13 protein-coding genes are annotated in these 15,158 nt (G+C 34.1%); 9 read left to right on the forward strand and 4 right to left on the reverse strand.

Annotation, left to right across the window (positions count from 1 at the left end; all coding sequences use genetic code 11):
- Positions 1-95 precede the first annotated feature (95 nt).
- The 3 genes from rnc to ACOQOS_RS13925 form a co-directional block, all read right to left on the reverse strand.
- On the reverse strand, positions 96-830 hold the full coding sequence (gene rnc, locus ACOQOS_RS13915) for a ribonuclease III (protein WP_420571071.1): 735 nt from the start codon (positions 828-830) through the stop codon (positions 96-98).
- Positions 831-833: 3 nt separating this feature from the next.
- Positions 834-2,084 carry a beta-ketoacyl-ACP synthase II gene (gene fabF / locus ACOQOS_RS13920; protein WP_420571072.1) on the reverse strand — a complete coding sequence of 417 codons (1,251 nt, stop codon included), beginning with the start codon at positions 2,082-2,084 and terminating at the stop codon, positions 834-836.
- A 109-nt stretch (positions 2,085-2,193) separates the two neighbouring features.
- Complete coding sequence (locus ACOQOS_RS13925; RefSeq protein WP_114901751.1) at positions 2,194-2,430, reverse strand: acyl carrier protein; 237 nt, start codon at positions 2,428-2,430, stop codon at positions 2,194-2,196.
- A gap of 188 nt (positions 2,431-2,618) precedes the next feature.
- On the opposite strand from ACOQOS_RS13925, the gene purN reads away from it, so the two are divergent.
- The 5 genes from purN to ACOQOS_RS13950 all read left to right on the forward strand — a co-directional run bounded on the left by purN (position 2,619) and on the right by ACOQOS_RS13950 (position 7,326).
- Positions 2,619-3,191: a phosphoribosylglycinamide formyltransferase gene (gene purN / locus ACOQOS_RS13930; RefSeq protein ID WP_420571073.1), complete on the forward strand. Its 573-nt coding sequence runs from the start codon at positions 2,619-2,621 to the stop codon at positions 3,189-3,191.
- Between the two features lies 1 nt (position 3,192).
- Positions 3,193-3,669, forward strand: a complete 477-nt coding sequence (rnhA, locus tag ACOQOS_RS13935) for a ribonuclease HI (RefSeq protein WP_420571074.1) — start codon at positions 3,193-3,195, stop codon at positions 3,667-3,669.
- A gap of 58 nt (positions 3,670-3,727) precedes the next feature.
- Positions 3,728-4,318 carry an START domain-containing protein gene (locus ACOQOS_RS13940; RefSeq protein WP_420571075.1) on the forward strand — a complete coding sequence of 197 codons (591 nt, stop codon included), beginning with the start codon at positions 3,728-3,730 and terminating at the stop codon, positions 4,316-4,318.
- Between the two features lie 113 nt (positions 4,319-4,431).
- A complete protein-coding gene (locus ACOQOS_RS13945) occupies positions 4,432-5,358 on the forward strand; it encodes a PfkB family carbohydrate kinase (RefSeq protein WP_420571076.1) in 927 nt (308 codons plus the stop codon).
- Between the two features lie 69 nt (positions 5,359-5,427).
- Complete coding sequence (locus ACOQOS_RS13950) at positions 5,428-7,326, forward strand: amidophosphoribosyltransferase (RefSeq protein WP_420571077.1); 1,899 nt, start codon at positions 5,428-5,430, stop codon at positions 7,324-7,326.
- A gap of 477 nt (positions 7,327-7,803) precedes the next feature.
- Here the strand turns inward: ACOQOS_RS13950 and ACOQOS_RS13955 are convergent, their stop codons facing one another.
- The gene (locus ACOQOS_RS13955; RefSeq protein WP_420571078.1) at positions 7,804-8,412 is read right to left on the reverse strand and encodes a superoxide dismutase; all 609 of its coding nucleotides are present in this window, start codon (positions 8,410-8,412) and stop codon (positions 7,804-7,806) included.
- Positions 8,413-8,808: 396 nt separating this feature from the next.
- Here ACOQOS_RS13955 and ACOQOS_RS13960 point away from each other — a divergent pair, with 396 nt between their 5' ends.
- The 4 genes from ACOQOS_RS13960 (at position 8,809) to ACOQOS_RS13975 (ending at position 15,113) form a co-directional block, all read left to right on the forward strand.
- Positions 8,809-9,120: a hypothetical protein gene (locus ACOQOS_RS13960; RefSeq protein WP_420571079.1), complete on the forward strand. Its 312-nt coding sequence runs from the start codon at positions 8,809-8,811 to the stop codon at positions 9,118-9,120.
- Positions 9,121-9,234: 114 nt separating this feature from the next.
- Positions 9,235-12,387, forward strand: a complete 3,153-nt coding sequence (locus ACOQOS_RS13965) for a UvrD-helicase domain-containing protein (protein WP_420571080.1) — start codon at positions 9,235-9,237, stop codon at positions 12,385-12,387.
- 40 nt (positions 12,388-12,427) lie between these two features.
- Complete coding sequence (gene kbl, locus ACOQOS_RS13970; protein ID WP_420571081.1) at positions 12,428-13,621, forward strand: glycine C-acetyltransferase; 1,194 nt, start codon at positions 12,428-12,430, stop codon at positions 13,619-13,621.
- A gap of 121 nt (positions 13,622-13,742) precedes the next feature.
- Positions 13,743-15,113, forward strand: coding sequence for an OmpA family protein (locus tag ACOQOS_RS13975; protein WP_420571082.1), 1,371 nt, complete (start codon positions 13,743-13,745; stop codon positions 15,111-15,113).
- Positions 15,114-15,158: the final 45 nt, after the last annotated feature.

Below are 15,158 nucleotides of genomic sequence, written 5' to 3' on the forward strand. Positions count from 1 at the left end.
AACGTTATAGCTGACGTATTATTTTTTAGAAATTGTAAAATACGAGAGAATTATTGTGAATTTTATGCTAAGCATGAAGGCTTACAAGAGAAAAATCAGATAGGAATTTGTTTTTGAAAGGCAAAATAAGCACGTTTTGACGCTTTTTCTTCGGCCTTCTTTTTTGAAGTTGCGCGAGCTTTTCCCACTACACGATTATCTATAAAAAGTTTTACAGCAAAATGTTTTAGTTCGTCATTTCCTGTGTCTTCATATACATCGTATTTGAAGTGTTTCTTTTCTTTTTGACACCATTCAATCAACAAACTCTTGTAACTGATCACTTTTCCTTCCAAACGTTCTATATCTACATATGGAGAAATTACTCGAAGATGAATAAATCGTTCACAGTATTTATATCCTTTATCAAGAAAAATAGCGCCAATTAAGGCTTCAAATAAGTTTCCGTGAATATTTTCTCCAAAATTATCTTTCGGAATTCGAGATTGTACTAATTCGATGAGTTTTAAATCGCGTCCGAGTTCGTTTAAGTGTTCACGACTCACAATTTTGGATCGCATTTTTGTTAAGTATCCTTCATTTCCCGAAGGAACTTCTTTAAAAAGATATGAAGAAATGACACTACTCAACATAGCATCTCCTAAAAACTCTAAGCGTTCATAGTTCACGGAGTTTCCTTTCGCATCTTTTTTATTCATAGAACGATGCGTAAAAGCTTTCTTGTATACCTTTTTTCGTTTGGTTTTAAAGCCAAGTATATCTTCAAGTTCAACAAAAAAATTCCCGTCTTCATTGGATCGGGAATTTAATATTTTTCGAACGAAGTTCATTTTTTAGTCTAACTTTTTAAACAATACACAAGCATTGTGTCCTCCAAATCCAAATGTGTTACTCATGGCAACTTTTATATCTCGTTTTTGAGGTTTGTTTAAGGTTAAATTTAAACTTGGATCAATATTTTCATCTACCGTAGAATGATTTATTGTTGGCGGTACAATTCCATGCTCAATGGCAAGAATAGATGCAATAGCTTCAATAGCTCCTGCTGCTCCCAATAAATGTCCTGTCATGGACTTAGTAGAGTTTATGTTTAAGTTTTTAGCGTGTGCTCCGAATATTTCTGTAATTGCTTTAAGCTCTGCTACATCTCCTAATGGTGTTGATGTTCCATGCGTATTGATATGATCTACATCTTCTGGTTGCATTCCTGCATTTTCAAGACAGTTTTTCATTACGGCAATTACACCAATTCCTTCTGGATGTGGTGCTGTCATGTGATATGCATCAGATGACAATCCGCCACCAATAACTTCTGCATATATTTTAGCACCTCTTGCTTTGGCATGTTCGTATTCTTCTAGAACAATGGCACCAGCTCCTTCTCCAAGTACAAATCCATCACGATTTGCATCAAATGGTCTTGAAGCACTTTGAGGATCATCATTACGAGTTGACATGGCATGCATGGCATTAAATCCACCCATTCCAGCAATGGTAACTGCGGCTTCACTTCCTCCAGTTACAATTACATCACAATGTCCTAATCTAATATTATTTAAAGCATCAATCATCGCATTTGCTGATGATGCACATGCAGATACCGTAGTATAATTTGGCCCCATAAATCCATATTTAATAGAAATATTTCCAGGCGCAATATCTGCAATCATCTTTGGAATAAAGAAAGGGTTGAATTTTGGAGTTCCATCACCATTGGCGAAGTTAATTACTTCTTCTTGGAAAGTTTCCAATCCGCCAATTCCAGCGCCCCAAATAACACCTACTCTTAATTTGTTTATACTATCCATATCAAGTTTTGCATCTGCAATAGCTTCATCGGAAGCGACCATTGCATATTGCGAAAACTTATCCATTCTCCTAGCTTCTCTACGATGGATAAAATCTGTAACTGTAAAATTCTTTACCTCACAGGCGAACTTTGTTTTAAACTTTTCCGCATCAAAATGTGTAACTGGAGCGGCACCACTTTTACCAGCGATAAGCCCATTCCAATATTCCTCTACGGTATTTCCGATTGGGGTCAATGCTCCCAAACCTGTAACTACAACTCGCTTTAATTCCATCTTTGATAAGTTAGTTTAAAAATTTAAGAAGAAATCTCTTTAACAAAACATTAGAATGCAAGTTGTGCATTCTAATGTATGTTGTAAATATGAAATTTTTATTCTTTCCTTACTTTTTTGCTTCTTCAATGTAAGAGATAGCTTGACCAACAGTAGCAATGTTTTCTGCTTGATCATCTGGAATTTGAATATCGAATTCTTTTTCGAATTCCATAATTAATTCCACCGTGTCTAATGAATCTGCTCCTAAGTCGTTAGTGAAGCTTCCTTCTGGAACTACTTCGTTCTCATCTACACCTAATTTGTCTACGATAATCGCTTTTACTCTTGATGCAATGTCTGACATAATCTTATAGTTTTTAAAATTTAATTGTTGGCAAAAATAAAAAACTTTAATTTAAAACAACATTTTGTTTGAAAAATGTGATCTAATTTACTAAAATTTTAGAATAAGTAATTCGCTTTTGCCTTCATTTTGTTAATAATTATTCTTTTTTTTGTCGAAACAACAGTCACTTAAATTTCATTCTTTTTATGAAGCGTATTGCAATTTTTGCTTCAGGTTCCGGAACAAATGCTGAAAATATTATTCGATATTTTCAAGAACAAAATAACGCTTCCGTTGTTCAAGTTCTGACTAACAATCAGCATGCCAAAGTTTTAGATCGAGCTAAAACACACAAAATCAGCGCATTTAGCTTTAACAGAACTGCTCTTTATCGCAGCAATGACGTCTTACATTTGCTTCAAAGTGCCCAAATTGATTTAATTGTTCTTGCTGGTTTTCTATGGAAATTTCCAGAACATATTCTAGCTGCTTTCCCAAACAAGGTCATTAATATTCATCCTGCATTACTTCCAAAATACGGAGGTAAAGGAATGTATGGAGCACATGTGCATACTGCTGTAGTTGCAAATAAAGAAAAAGAAAGTGGTATTACGATACATTTTGTCAATGAAAATTATGATGAAGGCGCTATTATTTTCCAAGCAAAGACAAATTTAACCGAAAAAGATACTGCCGAAAGTGTTGCAAAAAAGATTCATGAGCTAGAATATAAGCACTTTCCAGAGGTAATAGAACGCGTATTAACTTCCAATTCCTAAGATGATAGACGTACATATTTATACCGACGGTTCCTCTAGAGGAAATCCCGGTCCTGGTGGTTATGGAATTGTTATGGAATGGGTTGGAAAGCCTTATAAGAAAGAATTTTCTGAAGGGTATCGTAAAACAACCAACAATCGCATGGAATTGTTAGCCGTTATTGTTGCGCTAGAAAAGTTAAAATTTATGCATACCGAAGTAAAAGTATTTACTGATTCTAAGTATGTTGTCGATTCTGTAGAGAAAAAATGGGTCTTTGGCTGGGAAAAGAAAGGGTTTTCAGGGAAGAAAAATAGTGACTTATGGATGCGTTTTTTAAAAATTTATAGAAAACATATTGTATATTTTCAGTGGATTAAAGGTCATAATAACCATATGCAAAACGAACGTTGTGATTTTTTAGCCGTAGAAGCATCAAAAAAAGAAAAGTTAAAAATTGACACTTTCCACGAAAGCGAAAGCAATAAATTACTCTAAATAGTTTATTTGGTATCATATTTGTATTTTTGCATGTATAATTCCCTCAAAATCAAACATGAAAATCTACATTGCTATTCTTAGCTTTTTGTTCTTTACTCCAATTTTTGCTCAAAAAGAATGGAAACTCAAGAAAGACAAAAATGACATCAAAATTTACACAAAATCCATAGATTCTAGTAAAATAAAAGCTTATAAAGTCGAAATGACGGTAAAAAGCGTTATTGATAGCGTTAGAAATATTATTGTAGATGGCGATCAATTACATGTATGGAATTATAAAGCTATTGATAGTAAATTGCTAGATAATCCTACTGAAGGCGAATATCTAATATGGATGGCACTCGATTTGCCTTGGCCATTACGCAATAGAGATGTTGTGATTTCACTTAAAGTAAGAAGAATAACGAAAGACGCTTTACGAATTGATATTATGGCAGCTTCCGATAAGTACGAAGAAAAAGAAGATTATTTACGAATTACGTATTTTGAAGGATATTGGCTGTTAGAACAACTCGATGATGAAGTTAAAATTATTCATCAAATGCATGGCGATCCTAGTGGAAACTTACCTAGTTGGTTTGTAAATAGCACAATTACCAGAGCTCCATATCACAACTTTTTAGCATTAAAAGAAAAGCTTCAATAGTATATTTACAAAGTGCTTTTAAACAAAAAGAATCACAAAACATATATCTACTTCCTGATCCTATTTTTCTTGGGAAAATTTTATGTAAGTTTGCAAAAATTTTAATTAGGAAAATGAGCAAATTATTAATTGTAGGAACGGTTGCTTTTGATGCTATTGAAACACCATTTGGAAAAACAGATAAAATCTTAGGTGGCGCAGCTACATATATTGGATTGTCTGCTTCGAATTTTAATGTAGATTCAGCTATTGTATCGGTTGTAGGAGAAGATTTTCCTCAAGAATACTTAGATATGTTAGCTGCTAGAAATATTGACATTTCTGGAATAGAAGTAGTAAAAGGAGGAAAAACATTCTTTTGGAGCGGAAAGTATCATAATGATATGAACTCTAGAGATACCTTAGTTACAGAACTAAATGTATTGGCAGATTTTAATCCTGTAGTTCCTGAAAATTACAAAGATTCAGAAATTGTAATGCTAGGAAACTTACATCCTGGTGTACAAATGAGTGTCATCAACCAAATGACAACAAAACCAAAATTAATTGTATTGGATACTATGAACTTTTGGATGGATTGTGCTTGGGATGATTTATTAGCCGTTATCAAAAAAGTAGATGTAATTACAATTAATGACGAAGAGGCTCGTCAATTATCGGGCGAATATTCTTTAGTAAAAGCTGCACAAAAGATTCATGAAATGGGTCCTAAGTATGTAGTTATTAAAAAAGGAGAACACGGAGCATTAATTTTTAATGACGGAAACATATTCTTTGCACCAGCATTGCCATTAGAAGAAGTTTTTGATCCTACTGGAGCTGGAGATACATTTGCTGGAGGATTCTCTGGATATATAGCAAAACATGAAGATATTTCGTTTGAAAGCATGAAAAATGCCATCATTTACGGTTCTAACTTAGCTTCTTTCTGTGTAGAGAAGTTTGGAACGCAACGCATGGAATCGCTCACAAGCGAAGAAATAACATCACGCCTGAAGCAGTTTAAACAGCTGACTCAGTTTGAAATAGAAGTAAACTAAAAAAACGCGCTCGTAACTGAGCGCTTTTTTTTATCGCAATACCCAACAACAACACAACAAACTACAACAATGAGTGACGCTTTGAAACACGAGTGCGGAATTGCACTTTTAAGGCTTTTAAAACCATTAGACTACTACAAGAAAAAGTATGGTACTGCATTTTATGGGATTAATAAAATGTATTTACTAATGGAAAAACAACACAATAGAGGGCAAGATGGTGCCGGATTGGCAAGCATTAAACTCGATATGACTCCAGGAGAACGCTACATTAGCCGAGTACGTTCCAACCAACAGCAACCAATTCAAGATATTTTTGCGCAAGTAAATCAACGCATTAACACTATTCTTGAAGAAAAGCCTTATTTGAACGACGATGTTATACGCCAAAAGAAAGAATTACCATATGTAGGCGAATTGTTTCTTGGACACGTACGTTACGGAACTTTTGGAAAAAATAGTATCGAAAGTGTACATCCGTTTTTAAGACAAAACAATTGGATGCATCGTAATTTAATTGTTGCCGGAAACTTTAACATGACCAATGTAAATGAGCTTTTTGCAAACTTAATTAAGATTGGTCAGCACCCTAAAGAAAAGGCAGATACGATTACCATTATGGAAAAAATCGGTCATTTTTTAGATGATGCCGTAGCCAAACTCTATAAAAAATTAAAAGCCGAAGGATATAATAAACGTGAAGCTTCTCCTTTGATTGCTGAACGATTAAATATCGCTAAGATTTTAAAAAGGTCTGCCAAAAATTGGGATGGTGGTTATGCAATGGCTGGATTGTTAGGTCATGGAGATGCTTTTGTATTGAGAGATCCTGCGGGAATTCGTCCAGCGTATTATTATAAAGATGATGAAATTGTAGTTGTTGCTTCAGAACGCCCTGTGATTCAAACTGTATTCAATGTAGATTTTGATAATGTACAAGAAATTGATCCAGGAAATGCACTAATCATCAAAAAAAATGGTACCGTTCAAACCAAAGAAATTTTAGAACCGCTAGAACGTAAAGCGTGTTCTTTTGAACGTATTTATTTTTCTCGCGGTAGTGATGCTGAAATTTATCATGAACGAAAAATGCTTGGAAAACTACTCCTTCCTAAAGTATTAAAAGCTATTGATGATGATATTAAAAATACCGTATTTTCATTTATTCCGAATACAGCAGAAACTTCCTTTTTTGGATTGACGGAAGCCGTTGAAGAATACTTAAACGAACGCAAAACCAACGAAATTTTAAATGGCCAACGTACACTTTCTGCGGAAAAAGTACGGGAAATCCTTTCAGAAAGACCTCGTGTTGAAAAGATTGCCATTAAAGATGTAAAACTTCGTACTTTTATTACAGAAGATAGTAGTAGAGACGACTTAGTTGCACACGTATACGATGTTACATACGGTGTCATAAAACCAGAAGATAATTTGGTGATTATTGACGATAGTATTGTGCGCGGAACTACACTGAAGAAAAGTATTATCAAAATGATGGATCGTTTGCATCCAAAGAAAATAGTGGTTGTTTCTTCTGCACCACAAATTCGTTATCCGGATTGTTATGGAATCGATATGGCGCGTATGGAAGATTTAATTGCGTTTAGAGCCGCTTTATCGCTTTTAAAAGACAGAAACCAATACGATTTGGTGGAAGAAGTTTATAAAAAATGTAAAGCGCAGGAAAACCTGAGAGATATTGATGTTCAAAATTTTGTAAAAGAAATTTATGATCCTTTTACAGATGAAGAAATATCAGAAAAAATAAGTGAACTTATCAAAACAGATGTTGTAAATGCAGAAGTTAATGTGATTTTCCAAAAAGTAGCCAACCTTAATAAAGCATGCCCGAAAAATTTAGGAGATTGGTACTTTACTGGAAATTATCCAACCGATGGAGGAAATCGTGTGGTAAACAGAGCATTTATTAACTTTTATGAAGGCAACAAAGAACGCGCGTACTAAGCGGAAGACATCTGACAAGGAAAGATTTTTTTCATGTAAGAATTTTTATCTCAGAGATGTCAAAATCCTAAATAAAAGTTAAAATAGGCACTTAGTCTAAAAAAAAGGCATTTTGTCTGATTTATTAGGTGAGATTTAACGACTCTACTTACATTAGCAATGCCATAGCATAAGTAGGTTAAGTTCATGGTAAGATTTGGGGCAAAAAAAGGTGGTTTATTCCACCTTTTTTTATTTTTACTCGCTTTGCTTTAGATCGCTGACGCTTTTAGATGTTAAGACCGCTTCGCTTTTAGACCGCTAGCTTTGTTAGCTGTTAGACTGCTCACTCAAACGATTCTTCGACCAAATTTTATACAAAACATTCTGGATCTTGATTCTTGACTCCCAAGACCAAAGACCCAAAACAAAATACTGAAACAAAAAAGACGAACATTGCTGCTCGTCTTTCATATATATTTCAAAGGAAATTATTACTTATTTCGCTTCTGCATAACGTCTTTCAACTTCATTCCAGTTAATTACATTAAAAAATGCATTGATATAATCTGGACGTCTGTTTTGGTAGTTTAAGTAATATGCATGTTCCCATACGTCTAATCCTAAAATTGGTGTTCCTCCGCAAGTTACTCCTGGCATTAATGGATTATCTTGATTTGGTGTAGAGCATACTTCAACTTTTCCTCCTTTGTGAACACAAAGCCAAGCCCAACCTGAACCAAACTGAGTTGCTGCGGCTTTACTAAATGCTTCGATAAATGCATCTTTAGAACCAAATTCAGCTTCAATAGCATCTTTTAATTCTCCAGAAAGGTATCCTCTATCTTCAGGATTCATCACTTCCCAAAATAAGCTGTGATTGTAAAATCCTCCTCCATTGTTACGAACTCCAGCATTACTCATGTCTAAATTCGTTAAGATATCTTCAATAGATTTCCCTTCTAAATCTGTTCCTTCAATAGCTGCATTTAATTTGTTTGTATATCCGTTATGATGTTTTGAATGGTGGATTTCCATCGTTCTAGCATCAATATTTGGTTCTAAGGCATCGTATGCGTATGATAGTTTTGGTAATTCAAAAGCCATTATGTCTGTTTTTTTTAGTTAAACATTAGTTTTTACACTTACAAATTTAATCATATAAACGGACATAATAAAACAGGCTAAAAAGATTCTAATAATCTTTTCATAAAGTTAATCTATTGAAAAAGAAAGTCAACTCATATTTTGTGCAAATCCAAACAGTATATCTTTTAGCACACAACAGTAGTATTCTTTACTAATGTACCATTTATCCTTAAGAGGTTTTTTCTATAATTCGACTCAGTCTTAAAAACATAGACTACTTATTAAGATTAAAAAATACTACAAAACGAATCGTACTTTTTTGAAATACTTTTCGTTTCTTTATAGAAAGAGTTGAGAATTAACCACTTGAAACTCTCTACATTTTAATTATTGTTTAACCATAAATTTTTAATCATGAAAAAAAAGAATTTAATTAAGAAGTTACAATTCAACAAAACACAAGTATCCAATTTTAGTGGCGACGGAGTTAAAGGCGGATTTGGAAGTCGTAGAAATTTTTGCGGACCTATTGACTTGTCAGTAGCAGAGACGTGCATAGACGGCTGTGGTCTTACTGTAGAATGTACTAACTACACTGACTGTAACGATTATACATTTGCAAACTGCTCTGTAAATTGTCCTACGAATAACTGTGGAACAAATAACTGCGGAACAAATGACTGTAATCCATCAGGCGGAATTTCTTGCCCAGGATACGTATGTTAAGAGATTACATCAATAGTAATTGATACTAAATCCAGCTTTATCATGAAGCTGGATTTTTTGTTTTCAGCTACTTTATATTTTAAACTATCTTTGTTGTAGCTTAAAAAACCTTCTGTGTCTACACCTTTTATTATTTACAATGCTTCTGCTGGTTCAGGAAAAACGTATACGCTTGTGAAAGATTATTTGCGCATACTTTTAAAATCTGTTCAAAAAGACACGTACAAACAAATTTTGGCGGTTACTTTTACCAATAAGGCTGTCGCTGAAATGAAAGCTAGAATCATTCAAAATTTAAATCTATTTGCTTTTGATGAAGAAAGTAAAAATTCATCAATGTTTTTAGAATTAACAAAAGATTTAAAGCTACATCCGGCGCAATTGCAACAAAAAGCTAAAGAAGTACTGAAAAGTATCTTGCACAATTACGCTTTCTTTGAAGTCGCAACTATTGATAAGTTTACGCATAGTGTTATTAGAACTTTTGCTTATGATTTAAAACTCCCATTGAACTTTGAAGTAGAATTAGACACAGATGCTTTGCTAAATGAAGCCGTAGATCAATTGATTTCCAAAGCTGGTGAAGACAAACTTATTTCAGATGTTTTAATTGAATATGCACTTGAAAAAGCAGATGACGATAAAAGTTGGGATATTTCATTTGATTTAAACAAAATTGCAAAGTTGTTACTAAATGAAAACGAAAAGCCACATCTGCGGAAGCTGAAAGATAAAACACTCGAAGATTTTAGCCAGTTGAAAGACTTATTAAAATCAAAAATCAAGACTACTTCCGAAGAACTTGCCAAAGTTGGACAAACGGTTTTAGAACTGATTCAAAATTCTGGACTAGAATTCGATGATTTTCTGCGCAAAACACTTCCGAATCATTTCAAAAAAATTGCTGATAAAGACTTTAATGAAAAAAGCCTGTATGGAAATAAACTTGCTGAAAGTTTAGAGAATGGAAATGTGTATAAAAAAACACTTGACGCTTCAAAAGCTGCAACTATTGATGCTTTATTACCACAACTAACAGAAGTATATCACAGTTGTAAAGAAAATGTATACGAACTTAGCTTTTTAAAGAATTTTTATAAAAATGCAACGCCTCTTTCTGTATTAAATGCTATTCAACATGAATTAGAAACCATAAAGGAAGAACAAAATTTATTGCTAATTTCAGAATTCAACACCTTAATTAGCGAAACTATTAAAGATGAACCTGCGCCTTTTATTTATGAGCGTTTGGGCGAAAAATACAAACATTATTTTATTGATGAGTTTCAAGATACGTCTGTGATGCAATGGGAAAATTTAATTCCACTGATTTCAAACAAACTACAAACGGAAACTTTAAGCAACAAAAGCGGTTCATTGACCATTGTAGGTGATGCCAAACAATCTATTTATCGTTGGCGTGGCGGAAAAGCAGAACAGTTTATTGGTTTAAATGATATAAACGGTGCAAATCCATTTTTTGTTGAAAAAGATCCAAGAAATTTACCGAAAAACTACCGCAGTTATGACGAAATCATCAACTTTAATAATGGTTTCTTTCAGCATATTGCGCAGTTTTTTCATCAAGAACAATTTGCTAATATCTATAAAAACGGAAGTTTTCAAGAAACAAATGATAAAAAAGGTGGTTTGATTTCTTTTGATTTTGTGGAAACTAAAACCGTTGAAGAAGAGTTTGAAATTATTCCAGAAAAAGTAATTGGAAAAATTCAAGAAACACTTCAAAAAGGATTTACATACAGAGACATTTGCGTACTTACACGCAGAAAAAGTGAAGGAATTGCAATTGCCGATATCCTGTCATCACACGAAATTCCAATCATTTCATCAGAAACATTATTGATCAAACGTTCACGCGAAGTACAATTTATCAATGATATCCTACGTTTGACAATTCAACCTAAAAACAATGAAATTAAACTTCATTTGCTAAATTATTTAGCTACTGAAAAACTTTCCATTTCCAATACACACGATTTTCTAAAAACACATGTTACGCTTGAACCAGAAGAATTATTTGAAGCTTTGAAAAACTTTGATTTTGACTTCACTTATTTCTTGCAATTATCGTTGTATGAAGCGGTTGAATATTGTGTGCGTGCATTTTCACTAACAGAAAAATCAGATGCATACATTCAGTTCTTTCTAGATTTCGTCTTAGAGTACACTCAAAAAAAGCAACTTGGTTTTGCAGGTTTCCTAGAACATTGGGAAAAGAAAAAAAACCATTTAAGCATCATAGCTTCTGGTTCGGAAAATGCTGTGCAAATTATGACCATTCACAAATCGAAAGGTTTAGAATTTCCCGTAGTTATCTTTCCGTTTGCCAATACTGATATTTATAAAGAACTCGAACCAAAACTCTGGTATCCAATTAATGCAGAAGATTTTAATGGTTTTGAAGAAGCCTATTTAAACCTAAACAGTTCCATTCAAGAATATGGCGAATTGGGCGAAACCTTATATCAAGAACGACAATCACAATTAGAATTGGATAATTTCAACATTCTATACGTAGCATTTACACGTCCTGTACAACAGCTTCATGTCATTACCAAAAAAGATATAGACCGCAAAGGCAACGAACGTTTGCAAACATTTTCTGGTTTGTTCATCAACTATTTAAAACATTTAGAACACTGGAATGATGAACTTTCAACCTATACATTTGGGGATTCTGAGGAAAATCTCGCGAAAGCGGAAAAAACAGAAGACATTCACACCATAAAACAAGAAGAATTTATTAGTACTGCCAAAGAAGATCACAACTTGCACTTAATGACAAAGCAAGGTTTATTGTGGGATACTTCACAGGAAGAAGCCATTGAAAAAGGAAATCTAATTCACGATGTCTTAGCACAAATAAAATATCCATCAGACATTGAATTTACATTAGATGAATACATTAGCAAAGGAATCATCGATGAACAACAGCGAGAAAAACTAGCAGAAAGTATCAATCGTGTTGTAAATCATCCTGAAATCACAACATATTTTCATCAAGACAATACCATTTACAACGAAAAAGACATCATTTCTACATCAGGAAAAATTCTACGTCCCGATAGAATAGTAGTCAATCCAAAACAAGAAACCATCATCATAGACTACAAAACAGGAATGCATGATCCTTTTTATGTAGAAAAAATTTATGAGTATGCAGATACTTTGGAAGAGATGGGATTCAACGTCACGCAAAAAATCTTGCTATACATCAATGAAGAAATAATTATAAAATATGTATAACTCAAAAATCGTAACTATTTTTGTTCAAAATTAAACAACCATGTACGGAAGTATACAACAACACTTACAAAAAGAACTTGAAGAAATTAAAGATGCAGGACTTTACAAAAAAGAACGTGTCATTACTTCAGCTCAAGGCGCAGAAATTACTATAAACACAGGCGAAACCGTTATCAATTTTTGTGCGAATAACTACTTAGGTTTATCATCGCATCCTGACGTAATTCAGGCAGCAAAAGATACGATGGACACGCACGGATTTGGAATGTCGTCGGTACGTTTTATATGTGGAACGCAAGATATTCACAAAAAGCTAGAACAAAAAATAGCAGAGTATTATGGTACAGAAGATACCATTTTATATGCTGCTGCTTTTGATGCTAATGGTGGTGTTTTTGAACCATTACTTACGAAAGAAGATGCAATTATATCTGATTCGCTAAATCATGCCTCTATTATTGATGGTGTTCGTTTATGTAAAGCGGCGCGTTATCGTTATCAAAACAATGACATGGCCGATTTAGAAAAACAATTGCAACAAGCCAATACAGATGGAGCTCGATTTAAAATCATTGTTACCGATGGTGTTTTCTCTATGGACGGATTGGTGGCGCCACTAGATGAAATTGTAACCTTAGCTGAAAAATATGACGCTATGATTATGATTGATGAATGTCATGCCACTGGTTTTATTGGAGAAACTGGACGCGGAACCTTAGAAGAGAAAAATGTAATGGGTAAAATTGACATCATTACAGGAACGCTAGGAAAAGCTATGGGTGGCGCTATGGGCGGATATACCACTGGAAAAAAAGAAATCATTGAAATATTGCGCCAACGATCAAGACCTTATTTATTTTCTAATTCGTTAGCACCTGCTATTGTAGGAGCTTCAATCAAAGTATTTGAAATGTTAGAAAGCGATACAACACTTCGTGATAAGCTAGCAGACAATACGGCGTATTTCAAAAAAGGAATCAAAGATGCAGGTTTCGATATTGTTGACGGAGATTCAGCCATTGTACCAGTAATGTTATATGATGCAAAACTGTCGCAAGTAATGGCAGATAAGCTATTAGAAAAGGGTATTTACGTAATTGGATTCTTCTATCCGGTAGTTCCAAAAGGAAAAGCTAGAATACGAGTACAATTATCTGCTGCACATAGTAAAGAACATCTAGACAAGGCTATTGCTGCGTTTACAGAGATTGGAAAAGAATTAAACGTAATTTAAAAGCTTAAATACACATATTTCTTAAAGGATTCTAAAAAAATTAATATATTTGTCTTTGTTAATAAGTATTAACAACTTACATTTGTCCTTTAATTAACACTTAAAATTAAATAATTAAAACATGAAACATCTTAGCAGATTTTTAGTTGCTTTGTTGCTTGTAGTAGGATTCAGCAACGTAAAAGCTCAAGACGAAAATAACCCTTGGCAAATTAATGTTGCCGTTAATGCCGTTGACTTCTACCCAACAAATGATATGGAAGCAGCTGGTATTACAGGAAAGTGGTTTGACGAATACTTCAATGTAGGAGACCACTATAACATCCTACCAACTCTTTCTTCAATTAGTGTTTCTAAATATGTTGGAGACGGATTTTCTGTAGGAGTTAGAGGTTCTGTTAACAGAATCGAAAAGTACGGAGATTCTAAAGTAGAAGATTTATCTTACTACGGATTCGACGCACTTATCAAGTACAACATCAACGAACTTTACAACATGGGTAAATTTGATCCTTATGCTGAAGTTGGTGGAGGTTACACATGGGTTGATGATATCGGAGCTGGTACTGTAAACGTAGGTTTAGGTCTTAACTACTGGTTCACTGACAACATTGCATTCAACTTACAAACTACTTATAAGCACTCTTTCGAGGACTATTTAGCTCCTCACTTCCAACACATGGCAGGTATTGCTATCAAGTTTGGTGGAAAAGATACTGACGAAGATGGAATTTATGACAAAGATGACGCTTGTCCAGATGTAAAAGGATTACCAGAATTCAACGGATGTCCTGATACTGACGGTGACGGAATCGAAGATAGTAAAGATGACTGTCCTGATACTGCAGGTTTAGCTGCATTAAACGGATGTCCTGATACTGATGGTGATGGAATCGCTGACAACAAAGATGACTGTCCAAATGTTGCAGGTACTGCTGCTATGAACGGATGTCCTGATGCTGATTCTGATGGAATCACTGACGCTAAAGATAACTGTCCTAACGAAGCTGGACCATCTGCAAACAAAGGATGCCCATGGACTGACAAAGACGGTGACGGAGTATTAGACAAAGATGACAGATGTCCAGAAGTTGCTGGTGTTGCTGAAAACGATGGATGTCCTCCAATCGCTAAAATGACAGAAGTTGAAATCCGTGAATTAGGAGAGTTAGCTAGAACTGTATACTTTAACTCAGGAAAAGATTCTTTCAAAGCTGAAACTTATGCTATCTTAGACAAAATCGCTAAGTTAATCGAAGGTTTCCCAACTGAGAAATTTGCTATCGGTGGTCATACTGACAGTGTAGGTTCTAACTCTTTAAACCAAAAATTATCTGAAAAGAGAGCTAATGCAGTTAAGAAATACTTAGAAAGTAAAGTAAGTAACTCATTCACAGCTACAGGATACGGAGAGTCTCAACCAATCGCTACTAACAAGAATAGAGCTGGTAGAGCACAAAACAGAAGAGTAGAAATTACTTTAATCAAGTAATTCAGAGTATATACTCAAAATAACTTCATAAGAAACGCCTCGAAA

Origin of the sequence: Kordia sp., from assembly GCF_965224175.1 — a bacterium.
Lineage (GTDB): Bacteria > Bacteroidota > Bacteroidia > Flavobacteriales > Flavobacteriaceae > Kordia.